The sequence below is a fragment of the Rhizobium sp. Leaf262 genome, from assembly GCF_001422245.1.
In the GTDB taxonomy this organism is placed as follows: Bacteria; Pseudomonadota; Alphaproteobacteria; order Rhizobiales; family Rhizobiaceae; genus Agrobacterium.
Genome location: NZ_LMMM01000006.1, coordinates 1 through 19,116 on the forward strand (window position 1 = coordinate 1; position 19,116 = coordinate 19,116).

General features: G+C 57.0%; 18 protein-coding genes, 1 tRNA gene and 1 pseudogene. 11 read left to right on the top strand and 9 right to left on the bottom strand.

The genetic code is table 11. From position 1 onward, the window contains the following. Positions 1-20 precede the first annotated feature (20 nt). From ASF29_RS07990 to ASF29_RS08010, 5 genes are all read left to right on the top strand, one after another. Positions 21-97, top strand: a tRNA-Met gene (locus ASF29_RS07990). A gap of 596 nt (positions 98-693) precedes the next feature. Continuing rightward, positions 694-1,674 carry an ABC transporter substrate-binding protein gene (locus ASF29_RS07995; protein WP_244473515.1) on the top strand — a complete coding sequence of 327 codons (981 nt, stop codon included), beginning with the start codon at positions 694-696 and terminating at the stop codon, positions 1,672-1,674. An 11-nt stretch (positions 1,675-1,685) separates the two neighbouring features. Then, positions 1,686-2,537 carry an ABC transporter permease gene (locus ASF29_RS08000; protein WP_082453430.1) on the top strand — a complete coding sequence of 284 codons (852 nt, stop codon included), beginning with the start codon at positions 1,686-1,688 and terminating at the stop codon, positions 2,535-2,537. Next, a complete protein-coding gene (locus ASF29_RS08005; RefSeq protein WP_062450167.1) occupies positions 2,534-3,256 on the top strand; it encodes an ABC transporter ATP-binding protein in 723 nt (240 codons plus the stop codon). Before ASF29_RS08000 ends, ASF29_RS08005 begins: the two co-directional genes overlap by 4 nt. 10 nt (positions 3,257-3,266) lie before the next feature. Next, positions 3,267-4,580 (top strand): LLM class flavin-dependent oxidoreductase, encoded by a 1,314-nt coding sequence (locus ASF29_RS08010; protein ID WP_062450168.1) that lies wholly within the window; start codon positions 3,267-3,269, stop codon positions 4,578-4,580. A 176-nt stretch (positions 4,581-4,756) separates the two neighbouring features. Here ASF29_RS08010 and ASF29_RS08015 read toward each other — a convergent pair whose 3' ends face one another. Continuing rightward, positions 4,757-5,698 carry an alpha/beta hydrolase gene (locus ASF29_RS08015; protein WP_200925523.1) on the bottom strand — a complete coding sequence of 314 codons (942 nt, stop codon included), beginning with the start codon at positions 5,696-5,698 and terminating at the stop codon, positions 4,757-4,759. Positions 5,699-6,077: 379 nt separating this feature from the next. Here ASF29_RS08015 and ASF29_RS08025 point away from each other — a divergent pair, with 379 nt between their 5' ends. The 4 genes and pseudogenes from ASF29_RS08025 to ASF29_RS24870 form a co-directional block, all read left to right on the top strand. Beyond that, the gene (locus ASF29_RS08025; RefSeq protein WP_082453421.1) at positions 6,078-7,013 is read left to right on the top strand and encodes a LysR family transcriptional regulator; all 936 of its coding nucleotides are present in this window, start codon (positions 6,078-6,080) and stop codon (positions 7,011-7,013) included. A gap of 130 nt (positions 7,014-7,143) precedes the next feature. Next, positions 7,144-7,509: a metalloregulator ArsR/SmtB family transcription factor gene (locus ASF29_RS08030; protein WP_062450172.1), complete on the top strand. Its 366-nt coding sequence runs from the start codon at positions 7,144-7,146 to the stop codon at positions 7,507-7,509. Between the two features lie 2 nt (positions 7,510-7,511). Further along, entirely contained in the window at positions 7,512-8,546 is a 1,035-nt protein-coding gene (arsB, locus tag ASF29_RS08035; RefSeq protein WP_062450173.1) for an ACR3 family arsenite efflux transporter, read from the top strand. Next, positions 8,543-8,783 (top strand): annotated as a pseudogene (locus ASF29_RS24870) (arsenate reductase (glutaredoxin)); the annotation flags it as partial. The gene arsB and the pseudogene ASF29_RS24870, both read left to right, overlap by 4 nt. A 203-nt stretch (positions 8,784-8,986) precedes the next feature. Here ASF29_RS24870 and ASF29_RS08045 read toward each other — a convergent pair. The 7 genes from ASF29_RS08045 to ASF29_RS08075 form a co-directional block, all read right to left on the bottom strand. Beyond that, the gene (locus tag ASF29_RS08045) at positions 8,987-9,853 is read right to left on the bottom strand and encodes a sugar phosphate isomerase/epimerase family protein (protein ID WP_062450175.1); all 867 of its coding nucleotides are present in this window, start codon (positions 9,851-9,853) and stop codon (positions 8,987-8,989) included. Positions 9,854-9,864: 11 nt separating this feature from the next. Next, positions 9,865-10,548 carry a nucleoside triphosphate hydrolase gene (locus ASF29_RS08050; RefSeq protein ID WP_062450176.1) on the bottom strand — a complete coding sequence of 228 codons (684 nt, stop codon included), beginning with the start codon at positions 10,546-10,548 and terminating at the stop codon, positions 9,865-9,867. A gap of 51 nt (positions 10,549-10,599) precedes the next feature. Further along, positions 10,600-11,448: a sugar phosphate isomerase/epimerase gene (locus ASF29_RS08055; protein ID WP_062450177.1), complete on the bottom strand. Its 849-nt coding sequence runs from the start codon at positions 11,446-11,448 to the stop codon at positions 10,600-10,602. A gap of 1 nt (position 11,449) precedes the next feature. After that, positions 11,450-12,445, bottom strand: coding sequence for an ABC transporter permease (locus tag ASF29_RS08060; RefSeq protein ID WP_062450178.1), 996 nt, complete (start codon positions 12,443-12,445; stop codon positions 11,450-11,452). Continuing rightward, positions 12,445-13,458, bottom strand: coding sequence for an ABC transporter permease (locus tag ASF29_RS08065; RefSeq protein ID WP_062450179.1), 1,014 nt, complete (start codon positions 13,456-13,458; stop codon positions 12,445-12,447). Before ASF29_RS08065 ends, ASF29_RS08060 begins: the two co-directional genes overlap by 1 nt. Next, complete coding sequence (locus tag ASF29_RS08070; protein ID WP_062450180.1) at positions 13,451-14,941, bottom strand: sugar ABC transporter ATP-binding protein; 1,491 nt, start codon at positions 14,939-14,941, stop codon at positions 13,451-13,453. The genes ASF29_RS08065 and ASF29_RS08070 overlap by 8 nt, the downstream gene beginning before the upstream one ends. A gap of 119 nt (positions 14,942-15,060) precedes the next feature. Continuing rightward, on the bottom strand, positions 15,061-16,035 hold the full coding sequence (locus tag ASF29_RS08075; RefSeq protein ID WP_062450181.1) for a substrate-binding domain-containing protein: 975 nt from the start codon (positions 16,033-16,035) through the stop codon (positions 15,061-15,063). 238 nt (positions 16,036-16,273) lie between these two features. On the opposite strand from ASF29_RS08075, the gene ASF29_RS08080 reads away from it, so the two are divergent. Beyond that, the gene (locus ASF29_RS08080) at positions 16,274-17,353 is read left to right on the top strand and encodes a LacI family DNA-binding transcriptional regulator (protein ID WP_062450182.1); all 1,080 of its coding nucleotides are present in this window, start codon (positions 16,274-16,276) and stop codon (positions 17,351-17,353) included. 109 nt (positions 17,354-17,462) lie between these two features. Here ASF29_RS08080 and ASF29_RS08085 read toward each other — a convergent pair whose 3' ends face one another. After that, on the bottom strand, positions 17,463-18,155 hold the full coding sequence (locus tag ASF29_RS08085; protein WP_062450183.1) for an FCD domain-containing protein: 693 nt from the start codon (positions 18,153-18,155) through the stop codon (positions 17,463-17,465). 156 nt (positions 18,156-18,311) lie between these two features. Here ASF29_RS08085 and ASF29_RS08090 point away from each other — a divergent pair, with 156 nt between their 5' ends. After that, on the top strand, positions 18,312-19,109 hold the full coding sequence (locus ASF29_RS08090; RefSeq protein WP_062450184.1) for an ABC transporter substrate-binding protein: 798 nt from the start codon (positions 18,312-18,314) through the stop codon (positions 19,107-19,109). The last annotated feature ends 7 nt before the right edge of the window (positions 19,110-19,116 follow it).

A 19,116-nucleotide genomic window follows, 5' to 3' on the forward strand; every position in this document is an offset into this window, starting at 1 on the left:
CCAAGAACTTGCGCTGGTAACGCGGGGTGGAGCAGCCCGGTAGCTCGTCAGGCTCATAACCTGAAGGCCGCAGGTTCAAATCCTGCCCCCGCAACCAAATATTCTAACAATTTACTCCAATTATGCCGCCCTTTTGGACGGCTTTTGTGTTTCGGGCACAGAGCGAGGCACGTGTCTTGTTACTCGATGCTCGTCATATGGGTTTGCGCCAATCCGCAGGCTAAAGGCCATCATCCGAAATTTTGCCCGCGCCGTTATAAAACACCGCGTATCTCGACCAAGACAGGCCGTGAACACCGACGTCTCCAAAGATGAAACGCCTTCGATTTTCGTCTTGTGATGCTGGCGATATCGATATGGACATGAGCGATGCTGACTGGTGGTCAAGTGTCTTGCTATTCACGACTGGCTTAATCAGACTTATTATTGAACTCACCCGCCCTTACCCGGCGGGAGAACTCGCTTCTATGCCCGCTCCGTGAGGCTGGCACCGTATTGCTGGAGCGCTCACGGCTCAATTCAAATCCACCAGCAAAAAATCATCTAATAATGCTTTAATCCATGGGATGAAATGCTCACGCTCTGCCTCGTCCGCATAAACTATCTCTATTGTTTTACTCTGTTTTGCCTAGACTGAGGGGACGTCGTCATTTTAGCGGCCCTTTGTCTCGGGCTAGTTGCGGAGAGTATTCCTTGTTTTACAGAGTTTTCTTGCAAGCATCTATGTTGATGCTTATTGCCGCGATTTCACTCGGTTACCAGTCGGCACACGCGGCCAGTCCAAGTTCGAAGCTGATCGTCGCCGATCAGGCCGAACTGGTTCACAACCTGTTGGACGCCAGCGGACAAATCAAGAGCCTGTCTTTCGAGGTCGAGTTTCCTAATTTCGCCGGTGGCCCCGCCATTTTGGAAGCGATACGAGCGGGCGCTGTTGATATTGCTTATGTCGGTGACACGCCACCAATTCAGGCACGTGCCTCAGGCACTCTGTTGCCAATCGTTGCGACTTTCACGCGTGAGATTCCGCAGTATCGACTTACCAGCCGTCCGGACCTTAAGATTAACAATCTGGCTGAGCTTAAAGGTAAAAAACTCAGCTATGTAGAGGGCTCCGGCCGGCAGGTATTCCTAATCGAGGCTTTGAATAGGGCTGGTTTGAAACTGACCGATGTCACACTGGTCAACTTACGCGTGGCAGATCTGCCAGATGCTTTGCGTTCAGGCGCGGTCGATGTCGCGGTTCTCCAAGAGCCTTTCGTGACCCGGTTGGTGAAGCAAGCCGGCGCGAGCCCGGTGCTTGACCCGGAAGAGCGGAAGTTATTGCCGAGCACGTCCTATTTTTATGCGCGCCCGGAAGTTCTGGCAGATCCAGACAAGGTGGAAGCTGTCCGCCAGTTCATTTCAGCCTTCGTCAAGGCCGGAGAGTGGAGCAACGAGAACGAGACAGAATGGGCAAAATTCTATTACACCGACTTTCAACGCGTTTCCGCTGAAGACGCTACAGCGATCCTAAAGGGCCAGTCGCCTTTGGTATTTCAGACCTCGGTAGAGGCCATTCCTCACCATCAAAAGCTGATCGACACGCTCTACAAGGCTGGATCGATCAAGGAGCATCTCGATGCCAAGGGCTCCTTTGTCGACACGTTTGACAAGACCATTGAGCAGTCGCGTTGATCGGAGATTTCATGGCAGACATCACCTCAGGACGGTTTTCAACCGGCGTCACCAAACGAGACACGCAGCCTCATGGCCTGCGCAAAGCTGCCCGCCTCACACCGGAAAAGCTGCCGGTTGGCATGCGGCTACTCGGGCCGATCATTCTCCTTGCAACTTGGGAAGCGGCGTCCCGGTTTGGCCTTTTGTCTCCAAGCACGCTGGCCGCACCATCGACTGCCGTTCACACGGGCTATGACATGCTTGCCGACGGCACTCTCCTGCCTCATTTGGCAGCGTCGGCGATCCGTGCCTATTCAGGGCTGTTTTTGGGCGTCTTCGCTGGCGTCGTTTTGGCGCTGCTGTCGGGGCTAACACGGACTGGCGAAGCTTTGATAGATGGTCTTGTTCAAATCAAACGGGCTATACCGACGCTTGCGCTCATACCACTCGTCATCATCTGGCTTGGCATTGGCGAGCCCATGAAGGTTTTTCTGATCTTCACCGCCGTACTCGTTCCGGTTTACATCAACACCCACGCGGCGTTGCGGGGCATCGATATAGGTCATGTCGAGCTCGCACGGACTCTGGGGCTAAGCCGGCTTGAGTTTATCAGGCACGTCGCGCTTCCCGGGGCCTTACCCGGCTTCTTCGTGTCGTTGCGTCTTGCGGTCGCTCTCTGTTGGACGGCACTTGTGGTCCTGGAGCTCGTCAACACGCAGACGGGCATAGGCTATTTGATGAATCGGGCGCGTGACTGGGGCCAGACCGATATCATCGTTGTCGGCATCATGATCTACGCCGTCTTGGGTCTTGCCTCGGACGCGGTCGTAAGGGCGATAGAGACGCGTGCGCTTTCCTACAGACGGGCCTTGGGATCATGAACCTGCATGTGAAGAATGCCGTCGTTCTGCGCGACCTTTCGCGGAGTTTTGAGACCAAGACAGTTCTGGACCGCATTTCTCTGGACATCCCTGCTGGGCAGTTCGTAACCCTTCTCGGGGAATCCGGTTCTGGCAAAACAACTCTTCTGCGAGCACTTGCTGGGCTGGACGATGACGCAGAAACGAAGGGCCATTACAACACCCCGGAAAACGTATCCGTGCTTTTTCAGGATTCACGACTTCTGCCCTGGAAGACCGTGATCGATAATGTCACTCTTGGCCTTCGTCGGCCAGATGCGCGAACCGCAGCTGAACAAATGCTGCAGGACGTTGGCATCGGTGACAAGGCAGACGTCTGGCCATCGACGCTATCGGGCGGACAAAAACAACGGGCTTCTCTGGCGCGATCATTGCTTAGGGCGCCAGAGCTGTTGCTGGCCGATGAACCCTTCGGGGCACTGGATGCGCTGACCCGGTTAAAAATGCAGGCGCTGCTGATGCGTCTCGTCCAGCACCAAAAACCGACCATCATCCTCGTCACGCACGATGTGGACGAGGCCTTGCTTCTGTCCGATCGTATCCTTGTGTTGAAAGACGGCAGCATCGCCGAAGACCACGCCATCTCGCTTCCTCATCCGCGCCACGAGCATCACGGCGAACTCTCTTTGCTAAGAACAAAGCTGCTCAGAAGCCTTGGCGTCGAAGCCGATACCATTTGAAGGGCGTACAATGTCGCGACAGTTGCATCTCAACCTCTTTCTCATGTCCCGTGGCCACCACGAGGGAGCATGGAGACATCCGAAGTCGAACCACAAGGCTTTGACCGACCTGAATCTCTATGTCGAAGCTGCTACAATTGCCGAGAGGGCGAAGTTCGATGCCGTGTTTCTGGCCGATACGCTGGCCGCGGGTAATAGTAGCGGCTTGGCGTCATCGGGATCGCTGGAACCTATCGTCCTTCTTTCGCTGCTCGCGGCCCATACGAAAAAAATCGGACTCATCGGCACGGCGTCAACGACCTACAGTCTTCCCTACACGCTTGCCCGACAGTTCGCCACACTGGACCATCTCTCAAACGGTCGCGCTGGCTGGAACATCGTCACTTCCTGGGCACCGGAAGCCGGTGCCAATTATGGTCTCCAGCAAAATCTCGATCATGGAGACCGCTACAAACTGGCGGAAGAATTCGTCGAAGCCGTCGACGCGCTCTGGAAGAGCTTTCCCGCAGATGCGGTTCTCGACGACCGGGAAAGCGGGCGCTATCTCGACCGCAACCGGATCGTGCCGGTAAACTACACTGGCAATCATTACAGAACAGCAGGGCCGCTAAACGTGCCGGAAAGCCCGCAATCGCGTCCGGTCTACATTCAGGCAGGCCAGTCCGATGCGGGTCGTGGCTTTGCAGCAAGATGGGCAGAAGCAATCTTCACTGCCCATATGACAAAAGAGTCGGCTAAGGCATTTTACACCGACGTCAAAACCCGCGCTGCTGGCTACGGCCGCAGTGCAGATGACATTGTCGTCTTGCCGGGTATAAGCGCTGCGATTGGCTCCACCACGAAAGAGGCTGAACATATCTGGGAGGAACTGGATGCTCTCACCAGTACCGACGTGGGTCTGACACGCCTTTCGGCGAGGTTTGGTGGCCACGACTTCAGCCACATTCCACTCGACAGGCCACTCACAAGGAACGACTTCCCGGACCCCGAAACGGTAGAGGCTTCGAAGAGCCGCGTGGTCGGTTATGTGGATTTGACGCTAAAGGAAAATCTCACTCTTCGTCAGTTGTTGCGCAAGCTGGCTGGCGCACGCGGTCACTTCGTCGCAACTGGTACTCCAGAACAGATTGCCGACATTATAGAGGACTGGTTCAGAAGCGGTGCAGCCGATGGCTTCAACGTGATGCCCCCGATCATCAACAGCCAGCTGTCACTCTTTGCCGAAGAAGCCGTTCCAATCCTGCAAAAGCGAGGACTTTTCCGCACGGAATATGAAGGCAACACCCTTCGATCGCATTTCGGCCTGGGAGAAGCTGACGGCTAGCGATATGATCGCTTTGGCTGTCAAGATGATAAGAGCCGCACCTTGCAGCACGCCTACGAGCTTCGGACACCGGAACACGTTAGCAAGACGGAAGAGCATAGGGCGTGGATGACGGTGCTACTCGGGGGTACGCCACTCCTGGAGAGCCTCTCGGGAGGTAGGATGGCACCTCGGTATCAAGAACATTGGTGAAGGAGATGGTTCGCTGATAACCAGCGTTCGATGGCGACACTCACGGCTTCTGGCTGTTCGACCATCAGCATGTGTCCTGCTTTGATGACTTCCTCTGTCAGGTCAGCGCAGTCGGCTCTCATAGGATCCGCAAGACGGCCCCTTACGGTCTGACAGACGGCATCCCACTCACCGTGGAGGAATAGCGCCGGTCGTGAAATTCGTCCGAAGTGTGGGGCCTCGTCGGCGAACATCATATTTGCTGTGTCATTCATGTACCAGGCATTTGCGCCGGAGAACCCTGTGTGAATGAATGCGGAAACAAGAGCCGAAAATTCGTAATCTGTCAGGACCGACGACGACGGATCGGCAGGTGGAAGCGGTTCGGTTCCGAACCAGCCGCCCCTGGCGCGGACATCGCTCGTGATTGCGGGTTTTCCGAAAGCCTCCTGTCGTGATGGTTTATACAGTGCTGAAAGGGTCCGGGCGACATCTGCCTCCATTTGCGCAACAGCTGTGCCGAATTGTTCACGGTAGAACAGCCAATAGTCCCATTGCCCGACGGGATAACGAGCCTGCGGATAGATCTCACGATCGACGAGACCGAGAAGATTGGCAAATGCATGACCTCGCGCCATGTAAGGGACCGAGAGACCGACGACGCCGCGGCAGCGGTACTCGTGATGACTTGCCATGCTCCACGCAATCGGCGCGCCCCAATCGTGTCCTACCCATACCGCTGGCGCTCCTCCGAGATTATCGTGAAGCTCGACCATGTCGGTAACGATCTCTCGTATCGTGTAGCTGCAGATATTTGTCGGCACGGACGAGCCGCCATAGCCACGCATGTCGGGCGCGACTGCGCGCCAGCCAAGGCGCGCAAAATGTTCAAGCTGCCGATGCCAAACTATCCCAAGTTCTGGCCAGCCGTGAAGAAAGAAGATCAATGGGCCATCGACCGGACCTGATTCGATCCAGGCGGTACGATGTCGTCCGGTTATATGAGAGCTTGTTCGGAATCTGTTCGGGTCCAGCATTGGTTAATCTCCAGATCATCGGCATGTCAGCAAGAGTTGCCGGTCAGTGCGAGTTGGGCATCCGCCTCGATGCAATCAAATCTCCATTCCGCTAGTGCTGCGAGCCGATGAAGAATGGCTCGGTTGCCGACAGCTGGCTTTCCGACCCTGTCCAGCATCGCTTGCAGATTGTTGGCCGCAGTCATGACGATTACTACGTGCGACAGCACACTGGTGCTCATTGGCCTTTGAGATATCGTGACGAAGCGAGGCGTTGTAGTAACCCGAAAGTCATTGCTATAATGCCACCATGCCAATACCAAGCGCTCACAATAGTCTTCTGAACCTTTTGCAGTTCGTCAGAATTGTAGATGCAGGATCGTTCGCGGAAGCCGCAAGGCGTGCCGGGACATCGACGTCCGCAATGTCGAAAGCCGTAAGCAGGTTTGAGGCGCTTCACGGTGTGAAGCTGCTTCACCGGACGACCCGTGCCATCTCGCTGACGCACGACGGCGAAAAGCTACTCGATGGCGCGCGCAACTTGTTACGGCAGGCCGAACGACTTGAGGCCGACATCGGAGAAGCCGCGGCAAGCAGCTCTGCAGGACGGGTCCGCCTTGCCGCTCCCGGACCATTTTTAAGAGCCTGCATCGCACCCATGCTTCCAGCTATACTGAAGGCGAACCCGAGCCTGGAACTTGAGATCAAGGTTGATGATACCGGGCTGGACCTTGCCGCCGAGGGGATAGATGTTGCCATCCGCTTCGGAGACCTCTCTGGACAGCCGGGGCTGATCGCAAGGCGCCTGGGGACGTTTCCATATGTTCTTGCAGCAACACCAAAATATCTCGAGTTCATGGGTACGCCAAAATCGCCTGCCGATCTCGAAAGTCATCACCAGATCGGGTATCGGGATGCGGCAAACGGGCAACTCTTACCATGGCTGTTTTGCGACAATTCGGGAACGGGCGCTGTAACAAGGATGGTTCCGCGAAACCGGATCGTGGTCGAGGACATGACGGTCGCCTGGGCTATGACGCTGAGAGGGCTTGGTATGAGCTGGTTGCCGGCTTGGTGTAGCGCTAAAGAGGTCCATTCGGGTCGCGCAGTCGAGGTTTTGAAAGACTGGCGTATGCAGGAAACGCCTGCCTATGCCGTACAACTGGATCGCAAGCAGGTACCGCAGAGAACCCGCGATCTGGTTAATTTGATGGCTCTGCGGGCGAAAAATTGGGTGTACTCATAACATCCGCCGGGCAACGCTGACGTCAAGTCATCCTATATGGGCACGGATCGGCGGTACTCACATCTACGGAACACTTGCCAAAGCCAGTCCCGTGACGTAATTATTTCGATAATTAAAGGATTATTGAAATATGAACGAACGCCAAGCCCTCGCGTCCTTTGGGGCGCTGTCTCAGAAAACTCGCCTGCAGATCGTGCGCATGCTCGTTGTTGCTGGCCTGGATGGGTTGTCGGCTGGCGCGGTTGCGGAGAAGCTGGAAGTATCACCTTCCAATCTTTCCTTTCACCTTAAGGAACTCGATCGCGCCGGGCTTATTGCCCAGAAGCGGGAGTCCCGTTCCATCATCTACACCGCCGATTACGAGGGTCTCGCAAGCCTGGTGCGCTTCCTGATGGAAGACTGCTGCGCCGGCCATCCTGAGATCTGCGCGCCAGCCGCGGAAGCGGCGGCGTGCTGTCCGCCGGAGCGTGCAGCCATCACGCGGGAGGTCGTCTGACTATGTCGATCTTCGAACGCTATCTGACCCTCTGGGTTTTTCTCTGCATCATTGTGGGGATTGCCCTCGGGCACATGATCCCTGGTCTGTTTCACACCATCGGTTCGACCGAAGTCGCGAACGTCAACCTGCCGATGGCGGTGCTGATCTGGTTAATGATCATCCCAATGTTGCTGAAGGTGGATTTTGCTGCCCTTAATCAGGTCGGCCGCCATTGGCGAGGCATCGGTGTGACGCTGTTCATCAACTGGGCGATCAAACCCTTCTCGATGGCGCTGCTTGGCTGGGTGTTCATTGGTTGGCTGTTTCGTGGTTATCTGCCGGATGACCAGATTGACTCGTACATCGCTGGTTTAATCATCCTCGCCGCCGCACCCTGCACCGCGATGGTGTTTGTCTGGTCGAACCTGACCAAGGGTGAGCCGAACTTCACGCTGTCCCAGGTCGCGCTGAATGATGCCATCATGGTTGTGGCGTTTGCGCCGATTGTTGGTCTTCTGCTGGGTCTGTCCGCAATCGCGGTGCCATGGGACACGCTGATCCTGTCCGTCGTACTTTACATCATCCTGCCCGTCATAGCCGCGCAGATACTGCGCCGCCTTGCCAACGTTAACTGGCTTTCCGCCAGGCTGCAGCCGATCTCGCTGCTGGCCTTACTTGCAACCCTCGTGCTGCTGTTCGGATTTCAAGGTGATCAGATCATAGCGCAGCCCGGTGTAATTGCGCTGCTGGCGGTGCCGATTCTGATCCAGGTCTATTTCAACTCGGGCCTTGCGTACGTGCTCAACCGCGCGACCGGCGAACAGCACTGCGTGGCAGGGCCATCGGCTCTGATTGGTGCCTCGAACTTCTTCGAACTCGCCGTGGCAGCCGCCATCAGCCTGTTCGGCTTCAAGTCGGGTGCAGCACTGGCCACCGTGGTTGGTGTTCTTATCGAGGTCCCGGTAATGCTGTCTGTCGTCTGGATCGTCAATCGCAGCCGTGGCTGGTACGAGCGCGGCACCGCCGTGCAAAATCTCACCACCAAGAAAGTCTGACCACGGATGTCACGATCTACCGTAATCTTGCCTGAGGCACCTCGCACGATACCCTCGCGCTCATCCGCAATGCCGGTGCCGAGCCGAAGGTCATCGAGTATCTGCAATCGCCGATGGGGGTTTGACCGTGCGCGAGGCGCTCCGCGACAAGGATACGCTCTATGCGGATCTTGGACACGATAACCCGACCTGACCAACGACCATCTGCTTGAAGCCGTGATAAAGGACCGCGTCGTTGATGTGTGCGAGGAGCTGATCAAGTTCACGATGCTCACCCGCGATGCCTCGGCCTACCTGACCGATCGCTACAGTGAACGTAATGAGGATGCGGAAAATCTGAACGGCGTTTGTCTGTCTGTGAACAGGAGCAATGCCAGATATTTTTGCTGACTCGCAGCTCGCAACTTCATAAGTTGCGAGCTGCGACATAGGGTGTGCTTTCAACCCAGAATGAAGCGGGAAAATGCGAGGGAGTTTCGCGCATCCTCATCCATCTTCGCCACGTCCGCGCCTTCGCTCAGGTCTCTCCAGACCCTGATATCAGAGCCGATGGTTCCGCCTGTTTTCACGAAGGGCTCCATGACGACCACACCGTCATAGTTGATTTCGCGCAGTGCTGCGCCGATCTCATGCCAGGGCATCCGGCCTTTTCCCGGCACGCGGCGATTGCTTTCGCCGGTGTGGAAATGGCCAAGCAGCGGGCCTGCGGTGCGGATCGCATCGCCGAAGCTGTCTTCCTCGATGTTCATGTGGAACGTGTCGAGCATCACCTTCACATTCGGCTTGCCAACCTCGGTCACGAAGGCCACGCCTTCGGCTGCCGTGTTGAGCACGTGGTTTTCAAAGCGGTTGAGAACTTCGATGCACAGATTGATGCCGAGATTATTGGCAAAATCGGCGATGCCGTGAATGCCTTCCACGCCGCGCGCGCGGTCGCCTTCCTTGTCCACCGGCTGCGAATAATCGACCGGCCAGTAGGAGTGAAGCGCACCGCCGATGGTTTTGATGTCGAGCTTTGCGACATTCGTCAGCGTCTTCTCGAAGAATGCCTTGCCTGCTTCGCGTACGGCGGCATCAGGCGATGACAGGTTCTTTGCCTTGGACGGACCAATCCCGGCTGTCAGGATGATGCCATTGTCCCTTGCGCTCTGCTTGATCGTGGCGAGGTCCGCGTCGCTATAGTCGTTGATGTGGTGGGCCGCGACCTCGATGACATCGAAACCAAGCTTGGCGACCTTTTCGATGTAGGGGCCGAATTTGGCGCTCCACTCATGTTCCCAGTAGGAGTAATAAATACCGTGTTTCATCTGTGCCTCTCTCAATCGATGTGTGTATTGGCAAATGTTGCGGATGTGCCCGGATTTTTGACCCGAAGATCGGGCTCCAGGCTCGTTGACGCGACCAGAAGCCCGTTCGGAAGGTCGTTTTCCTCGACCTTGCGGGTAATTTCGGCGTCATCCAGATCGAAATTCTGCCAGCGTTCCCGAAGACGCTGGCGCAGATCGTCTTCATCGACATCAACGAAAACGCTGAGATCGAAGATCGGCTTCAAACGGTTCCAGGGCGACTGGCTTGCGAGGAGATAATTTCCTTCGCATACGATGATATCGACGGATTGCGGGATCAGACGCCCGCCTGCGCGCGCAATTTCGATGGCGCGGTCAAACACCGGCACGGCAACGACATCGTCCTCGTTACGTTTCAGCCGCTCCAGCATGTGTCGCAGGCCATGGACGTCGAACGTATCGATGGCGCCTTTGAATTTTCGGCGATGCATCTCGTCCAGCACCGCGTCGTCATAATGGTAGCCATCCATGGGGAACAGTGCGGCGCGCAGACCGGCCCCGTCATTGAGCATCGCAACCACACGCTCGGCGATGGTCGATTTGCCGGAGCCGGGCGCACCGGCAATGGCGATCATGACCCGCCGCCCGTTTTCCTGCTTGAAACGCTTTAGGGTCAGTGCGGCAATCTGGTGCGCATTGTCGTCGATTGTACTCAAGTTGCTTCTCGTTAGATGAATGGAGATGTGGACGTCCGGGCAAATGGAGGGTCAGAAAAGCCGGTACTGGTCTGCCTTGTCTCGCAGGAATGGCAGTCCCTTTTCCAGCACCTCTTCGGCGCTGCGGGCAACGGGTCGCCATGTCGAGATTGCACCTGCCATTTCGACCGGCATGCCTGCAAAGCTTTCAAGCACCAGCAGACCTTTGAAGCCGATGGCAGACAGCGCTGCAAAGACTTCATTCCAGGCCACATTGCCAAAGCCCGGCGTACCTCGGTCGCTTTCCGACATGTGCATGTATTTGAGGTGATCGCGGGCAGCGATGATGCCGTTGCCCATGCCCTTTTCTTCCATGTTCATGTGAAACGTGTCGAGATGAACGAAGACATTGTCCATACCGATGCGCTCGACCAACGCGACCGCCTGCTCTGCGGAATTGATCAGATGGTTTTCATAGCGGTTCACCGCTTCGATACCGAATTGCAGGCCAAGCTCTTTGGCGTGTTTTGCAGCGCCACCCAGCGCGCGGGTGAGGTTATCGTATTCGCCTTGCGTCGGCAGGACACCGGTGCGTTCGTTCGTACCGCCGAAGGTCACGCCGGTCAGCGCCTCGGCACCCATTTCGGATGCCTTGTCGAGCGCCGATTTGAGATGCTCTATCGCTGCATCGGGGCGAACCGATGCCCATGCAGGTTCCGGCAGCACCAGCGAGCAGGTCGCCCGCAGACCATGCTTTTCCAGCAAGGCACGGCTGTGTTTCGTATCGACCGAGGCAATGTCGATCAGCGGTATCTCGATGAAATCTTGGCCGTAGCGCGCAGCGCCAGCAATGGCCCGCTCTGCACCGGCGTGGTCCCACACCGTCGACCACATCATTGCGTGAACACCAAAACCTTGCACGTCATGCCTTCTTTCTGCGCGATGCGAAATAGTTGGAAACCAGTGTGCGTGCCGCCATGACGACAATCATCAGCACACCCCAGAGCGCCGTCGCCAGATGCTGGTTGGCACCCATGAGGTTCAGCCCGGATGACAGAAGCTGCAACACGATCAGCGCGACAAACACCGGCAGGACCCGGCCAAAACCGCCGAACGGGTTGATGCCGCCCAGAAACGCCGCCAGCACTGTGATCAACAGATAGGATTCGCCGTGGCCGACACGCACTGAGTTAAAGCGCGCCAGCATGATGATACCGGCGACTGCGCACATGAGGCCGGACAGCGTGTAGACGAGGACGACGATCCTGCGGGTGTTGAGGCCGGAATAGCGGGCCGATTCCATGTTCGAACCGATCATCAGCAGGCCGAAACCAAGCTTGGTGCGTGTCAGCAGCACGTGCCAGAGAGCAACGCAGACGATGAAGATCAGAAGCGGGATCGGCAGGCCGAGAACCGAGCCATGGCCGATCGGTGCGACATAGGCGGGAAAGCCGGAGACATCGCCGCCGCGCGTTAGAAATTCGCCGAGACCGCGCAGAAAAATCATCATCGATAGCGTGATCAGAATGGGATGGGCACGTGTGTAGGCAATCGCCGCACCGGTCAGGGCACCGGCGGCACCACCCGTTGCAAGAGCTGCCACGCAGGACAGATAGAACGTTGCTGGCGGAGCATCGACGCCACCATAGGCCTGCAACACCCATGCGGCAGCGAGCCCGGAAAGGTTGGCAGCAAAGGTGGCGGAGAGGTTGATCCCGCCGGTCAAGAGCGGCAACAGCATAGCCAGTGTCAGAAGGCCAAGCTCTGGCAACTGGAAGGCAACCGAACCGAACGTTCCTAGCGAGAGGAAGTTATCTGCCAGCAATCCGAAGACGAGCATGACCGCAACGAAGGCGATGCAAGGGCCTGCCATATCGGCGCCGAAGGTTGCATTGAATTTTTGAACGAAGGACTTCATCAACGCTTGCTCCCTTTTCTGGAAGAGCCCTTCAAGCTGGCTGGTAAAAGCTTGTCCAACCTTGTTGAAGAGAGCGTGATTGCAACGAGGATGATCGCGCCGACGATCATCTTGAAGGCGAAGGGCGAGACGCCCATCAGGTTGAGGCCGTTTTGCGTAATCGAGACCATCAGCACACCAAGAACACAGCCAAGGACAGAGCCCTTGCCGCCACCCAGTCGCGCGCCGCCAAGCACGGTTGCTGCGAGGACATCGAGTTCACGTCCATAGAGAGCGTTGGGCACCACTTCCTGCGCATAATGCGCCTGCATCAGCCCGGCAATTCCGGCCATAAGCCCCAGCCAGCCAAAGGAGATGTAGTGCATGGCGCCAATGTTGATACCGAAGCGGCGCGCACCCTCGGGATTATCGCCGAAGGCGTAGAGTTGCCGTCCGATAGTGGTGCGCGAAATCATGAACCATGTGGCCACGCAGCAGAGGATCATCACCACGACAGGTAAGGTCAGTTCCACCCAGGAGCCATCCGGCATCTCGCGTTCGTAAAAGACGACACGGTTGGAAAGCCAATCCGGCAGATTGTAGATCGACACGCCCTTGGTGAAAAACATCAACAGGCCGAAGAAGATGTTGAAGGTCGAGATAGTGGCGACAATCGAGATGATGCGGAAGCGCCAGACCAGAAGCGCGTTGATCAGTCCCAACCCGATGCCAACGGCACCGGCAATGATGAACCCTTCCGCCCAGTTGCCGCCGCCGAGCGCCGTGAGCGCCAGAACCGTGACATACTGCACGACGGACGCCGCGACCGCAAAGGAGATGTCGATACCGCCGGATATGAGCACGACCAGCAGCCCGACGGCAAATATAATGTTGACGGCAGAGACGTTCAGCACGTCGAACGCGTTCGATATGGTCAGGAACCGGTCCGTGCCAAACGAAAGCCCGGCGCACAGAAGGATCATCACCATGAAAAGGGTGAACTCGGTGGTATTTCCAAGAATTAGCCTACGCATAGATGGCAGACTCCAGTCTGGTCAGCGACACCTCACGCGGATCGTAGGTCGCGTGGAACCGACCCTCCACCATGTGGATCACGCGGTCGGTGTTGAAATAGACTTCCGGCGGCTCATCGGAAATCACGATGATGGAGAGGCCATCCGCTGCCAGTTTCCGAACGATCTCGAAGATACCGGCGCGGGCACCGACATCGACCCCCACTGTCGGAGCATCGAGGATGAGGATTTTCGGTCCAATCGCGAGCCATTTGGCAATGGCGATGCGCTGCTGGTTTCCGCCTGATAGCGTTCGAATGGGATCGTCCGGCAGGCCGATCTTGACGCCGAGCGCGGAAATCCAGTTCGAAACGACGCTTTCCTTTTTCGACGGCGAGATGAGACCGTGGTTCAGCAATCGGTCGAGCGATGCCATGACCAGATTATCGGCAATGGATTGCGGCTGGTTCAATCCGAGCGACAGCCGGTCTTCGGAAAGATAGGCAACGCCAGCGCGGATCGCATCGCGGTTCGAGCGGAAATGCGTCTTTTCACCTTCAATGATAATTTCACCGGACTGCGGCTGGAGCATGCCGAACAGCGTCAGGGCAAGCTCGGTGCGGCCAGCCCCCAGAAGTCCTGTTATGCCGAGCGTCTCGCCTCGGCGCAGATCGAATGAGACATCCTGAAACTCACCTTCGCGGGTCAGTCCACGCACGGACAGCACGACAGGCTGATCGTCATGATCGCCCGCAATGACGGCGTTATCGAAATTACGACCGGTCATCAGTTCGGTCACGCGAGACTGGGTCATGCCTTCAACGGGGAAGACACCGACTAGCGCGCCATCGCGCAGCACGGTAATCCGGTGCGAAATTTCCAGCACTTCGGCCAGGCGGTAAGAAACGAACACCACGGCGATACCGGATGCCGAGAGGTTGCGAACGATGTCGATCAGGTAATCTGCTTCCGATTGCGTCAGCGAGGCGGTAGGCTCATCCATGAAAACGATGCGCGCATCGCCGACCAGAGCACGCGCAATGGCAACGATCTGGCGTTGGGCGATGGGCAGTTCCTTGAGGGGTCTGTGAATGTCGATCTCGACACCGAGCCGCGCCAGTGCTGCCTCGGCGGATTTCTCGATAGCGCGCTTGTCGACCAGTCCGTATCTGCCCTTCACGGCGTGCTGAAAGCCGATGTTTTCGGCAACACTCATCTCGTCGAATAGAGCCAGATCCTGCCAGATCACCTGAATGCCAAGCGACTGGGCGAGCGCCGGTGTCATGGCGGCAATCGGCTCACCTGCAAAGGACAGCTCGGCACCGTCTTCGGGCTTGTAGACACCGGTGATCACCTTGATCAGGGTGCTCTTGCCACATCCGTTTTCTCCGGCAAGGCAATGGACTTCTCCAGGATTGACCTCGAAGGACACGCTCTTCAGGGCGCGCACGCCGCCGAAAGTGACTTTGATGTTCTTGAGGGACAGGAGCGGTTCTTCGCTCATAATCGCATATCTCTCCGGTCGCCACGCATATGTTGCGGACGCCATAAAACCAGCATTTCAGTTAGGAACCGGCGTCGCGTGACATTTGCGTTCACGCGACGCCTTGGCCTTGGGGAGGATTAGAGGCCCATGGAAACGAGTTTGTCGATACTGTCCTTATCGATTTTCAGGAGCTGGTCGACGATAATCGTGTTGCCTTCGGGGGTGATGGTGCCGAGACCTTCGATATTGTCACCGGCTTTCGGAACCTGACCCTTGGCAATGCGGTCTGCAAGCGTGATGAAGACCTCACCCGCCAGCTTCGGGTTCCACATGAAGCCGCCGGTCAGCGCACTTGACTTGATCAGCTTGGCACCCTGTCCCGGGGAGAATGGCCCGATGACGAAGACCTTGCCGTCCTTGCGGCGCTCTTCGACGGCGCGGCCAGCACCGATGGGGCCTTGCGAACCGAAGGCCAGGAAGCCGTGCAGATCAGGGTTTGCCGACATGAGATCGAGCGCTGTGGAGCGGCTCTTGTCGAGGTCTTCGGCAACGCCGTAGCGGTCACCGACGAGTTTCATATCCGGGTAATTCGCCTTGATATAGGCAATGGCCGCATCGGCCCAGGCGTTGTGAAGCGGAACGGTCAGAGAGCCGACGAACACGGCATAGGAGCCCTTGCCGCCCATCTTTTCGGCCAGAAGCTTACCGTGGGCTTCACCGAAACCTTTTGCGGATGCCAGTTCGAAATCCCAGTCGGCGCCAAGCTGCTTGGGCGATTCATGGGTGATGACCTTGATGCCAGCGGCCTGCGCCTTTTTCAGAACCGGCTCCAGCACTTTGGCGTCGTTCGGCACGACACCGATGAAATCGACTTTCTGTGCGATCAGGTCTTCGATGGCGCGGACCTGCAAGGCAGGATCGGCGCTGGTCGGGCCGACCATGAAGCCGTTGACGCCAAGCTTGGTGCTCTGCTCCTTGATGCCAGCTTCCATGGCATTGAACCAGGGAATGCCGCCGATCTTGACGACGACGCCCACCTTCGGACCCTCGGCGAAGGCCGTGGATGACAGCAGCGCAAGCGACAGACCAAGGGCTGCGATTATTTTCTTCATGGATGTTCCTCCTCCAGACACTCGGCAATTGGTTTTGTCAGCGGTCTTTTCGTGCTCCGCGCGCAAAATCTCTCATCTCGCCCATTCGAGACGCTTCCTTGCCACTCCCATAGCAACCATCATCGCACAATCGATATTGCTTATTTGCACAATCGATGGTGCAATGAACATAACATGACGCACTCTTTCGTCAAGAGGCCAACTGCTCCTATAGTGGGAATCAGTAGGGGAGACAAAAATGACGGAGCCGAACGCCAAGAAAGCCACCATCTATGACCTGTCCGTTCTGTCAGGCGCATCGGCATCGACCGTGAGTGCCGTGTTGAACGGTTCGTGGCGCAAACGGCGGATTTCAGAGGAAACAGCGGACAAGATCCTGTCGCTGGCCAAGGCACAGCGCTATACGACCAATCTTCAGGCGCGTGGCCTGAGAAGCTCGAAATCCGGCCTCGTCGGGTTGCTGGTGCCGGTCTATGACAACAGGTTCTTTTCGTCCATGGCGCAGACGTTCGAGGCGCAGGCGCGTCTGCGCGGGCTTTCCCCCATGGTCGTTTCCGGTCGGCGCGATCCCGAAGAGGAACGTCGAACCGTCGAGACGCTGATCGCCTATTCCATCGACGCCCTGTTTATAGCAGGCGTGACCGACCCCGATGGCGTTCATCAGGTCTGTGCCCGGGCTGCGTTACCGCATGTCAACATCGACCTGCCCGGCAAGCTGGCATCGTCGGTCATTTCGGATAACAGGCACGGTGCAGAGGTCCTGACGTCCGCAATTCTTGCGCACGCCGCCCGAAACGGGGCTCTCAGCCCGGAAGACGTCATTCTTTTCGGCGGTCATGACGACCATGCCAGCCGTGACCGCATTGCCGGTTTCCACGCTGTGAAAAACAGTTATTTTGGGATTGAAAGCAGCGACGATATCGAAATCACGGGCTATTCGCCGCGCATGACGGAACTCGCCTTCGAGCGTTTCTTTGACCGTAAAGGCCGCCTGCCGCGCTGCTTCTTCGTCAACTCTTCCATCAATTTCGAAGGCCTACTTCGCTTCATGGGACGGCATGACGGGGAAACCTTCGGCGATATCGTCGTCGGCTGTTTCGATTACGATCCCTTCGCCTCGTTTCTTCCGTTTCCGGTCTACATGATCAAGCCGGATATCTCCCAAATGCTGGAGCGCGGATTTGACCTGTTGGAAGAACCGCCAGCGCGTCCCACGGTTACGATTATCGAACCACAGCTCATTCCTCCGCGCACAGCATTGGAAGGGCCTCTCGACGACATCAAAGATCCCGCGCCCTTGATTGGCGGTGCGCGGTAATTGAATCGTGCGCTTCTCGGTCGCCAAGGTCGGTCCGGAATCCGTATAACGCTACCGCACGAGAGTAATGGCGTAGTCGTGAACCATCTTATCGATCTTTATCTCTCGCCTATGGCTGCAAACCTGCGCACCGTGCCGTGTTGCGAATATGCGCTTCCATTTCGCTGCGGGCCAAAGCGCCATCGTTTGCTCTCAGCGCAGCTATGATGCGGCGGTGCTCTGCAATAGATTGCCGCATCCGTTCCGGGTCGGTGATGGGAATGGGCTGGCGTTGGGTCTCGGTGACCTGATCCCGAACTGTCTGGTAAAGCGCTTTCAGCATGGTGTTGGAGCAGGCAGACACGATGGTGCCATGAAATTCCAAATCAGCATCGACATTGGCGAGCAGGTCCTGATTGGCCCAGCAATCCTCCATCGTCTTGGTCGCCTTTTCCATCTTTTCCAGCTGTGTCTGAGACAGCCGTCCAGCGGAAAGCCTTGCAATTTCGCCCTCCAAAAGGATGCGGGTCTGGAAAACATCGAAGACGGAATAGCTTTCGGAGTAGCGCCACGGCGCCATGCCCGATTGGCCAGCCGCCGCCTCACCAGCGGCCACGAATGTCCCGCGCCCGGCTTCCGTTTTCAGCAGACCCAATGTCTCGAGCGTCAGCAAAGCTTCGCGTAGTGATGCGCGGCTGATGCCGAATTTTTGGGAGAACTCGCGCTGCGACGGGATTTTCTCGCCGGCCTTCAATTGCCCGGCCTGGATCATGGCCTGGATTTCGCGGGCAACCGATTGTGGCACAAGCGTTTTGTTGAGCATTCGATCCCTGTTCCCTGAAAGCCGCCCCCGGCTGTTCCGATATATTTTTTAAGTAACATCTTGCAAAGCATAAAAGCGCGTGCTTGTTTGGTCGGACTGGTCTGACCAGTTAGACCAACGTAGATTGGCTTAAAACATAAAACAAGGGGTTCTCGCATGCTTCACGTTTCGCGCATCAAAAGCACATTTCTTGCCGGGCTGGTCTCAGCACTCGGCGTGTTCAACGTTCAGGCCGCCGATCTGACGGTCGGCGCCAATATCGGCAACGTTCCATGGGAGTTCGAAGATGCCAGCGGCAAGGTCACCGGCTTCGAAGTCGACCTCGTCAACGAAATCGCCAAGCGCCTCGGCAAGTCGGTGGAATTCGTCAACACGCCGTTCAACGGCCTGTTCCCCGCCGTGCAGTCTGGCCGCATCAACATGGCCATTTCCTCGATCACCATCACCGAAAAGCGCCTGGCGTCTGTCACCTTCGCGCAGCCCTATTACGATAGCGACCAGTCTTTGACGGTCACGGCCGCTTCCGGCATCACAGGTCTGAAGGGCATGAGCGACAAGGTCGTCGGCGTCGATACGGGATCGACCGGCGATATGTGGGCCGAAGCCCATAAGGGCGAATACAAGCTCGGCGAAATCCGAAAGTTCGAAGGCTTGCAGCCCGCCATGCTCGATCTCGTGGCCGGTCGCATCGATGGTTATATCTCGGACATTCCGGCCCTTCTGTATTACGCCAAGGACAAGCCGGAGCTCAAGGTGGTCGAGCGCATTCCGACGGGTGAGAAATACTCGATCATGTTCAACAAGGGCGATCCACTCGCAACCGAGGTGAACAAGGTTATCACCACGCTGAAGGGCGAAGGCTTCATCGCCAAGCTGCATGAGACATGGTTCGGCGCAAAAGCCGAGGACACGACCTCTACGGTTGCCGTGCTCGACATGCCGAAGGCCAAGTAAGGCTTGA

Coding starts and splice junctions, on each gene's coding strand:
- ASF29_RS08000 (WP_082453430.1), top strand. CDS start 1,686: ATGGCAGACATCACCTCAGGACGGTTTTCAACCGGCGTCACCAAACGA.
- ASF29_RS08005 (WP_062450167.1), top strand. CDS start 2,534: ATGAACCTGCATGTGAAGAATGCCGTCGTTCTGCGCGACCTTTCGCGG.
- ASF29_RS08010 (WP_062450168.1), top strand. CDS start 3,267: ATGTCGCGACAGTTGCATCTCAACCTCTTTCTCATGTCCCGTGGCCAC.
- ASF29_RS08025 (WP_082453421.1), top strand. CDS start 6,078: ATGCCAATACCAAGCGCTCACAATAGTCTTCTGAACCTTTTGCAGTTC.
- ASF29_RS08030 (WP_062450172.1), top strand. CDS start 7,144: ATGAACGAACGCCAAGCCCTCGCGTCCTTTGGGGCGCTGTCTCAGAAA.
- arsB (WP_062450173.1), top strand. CDS start 7,512: ATGTCGATCTTCGAACGCTATCTGACCCTCTGGGTTTTTCTCTGCATC.
- ASF29_RS08045 (WP_062450175.1), bottom strand. CDS start 9,853: ATGAAACACGGTATTTATTACTCCTACTGGGAACATGAGTGGAGCGCC.
- ASF29_RS08060 (WP_062450178.1), bottom strand. CDS start 12,445: ATGAAGTCCTTCGTTCAAAAATTCAATGCAACCTTCGGCGCCGATATG.
- ASF29_RS08065 (WP_062450179.1), bottom strand. CDS start 13,458: ATGCGTAGGCTAATTCTTGGAAATACCACCGAGTTCACCCTTTTCATG.
- ASF29_RS08070 (WP_062450180.1), bottom strand. CDS start 14,941: ATGAGCGAAGAACCGCTCCTGTCCCTCAAGAACATCAAAGTCACTTTC.
- ASF29_RS08075 (WP_062450181.1), bottom strand. CDS start 16,035: ATGAAGAAAATAATCGCAGCCCTTGGTCTGTCGCTTGCGCTGCTGTCA.
- ASF29_RS08080 (WP_062450182.1), top strand. CDS start 16,274: ATGACGGAGCCGAACGCCAAGAAAGCCACCATCTATGACCTGTCCGTT.
- ASF29_RS08085 (WP_062450183.1), bottom strand. CDS start 18,155: ATGCTCAACAAAACGCTTGTGCCACAATCGGTTGCCCGCGAAATCCAG.
- ASF29_RS08090 (WP_062450184.1), top strand. CDS start 18,312: ATGCTTCACGTTTCGCGCATCAAAAGCACATTTCTTGCCGGGCTGGTC.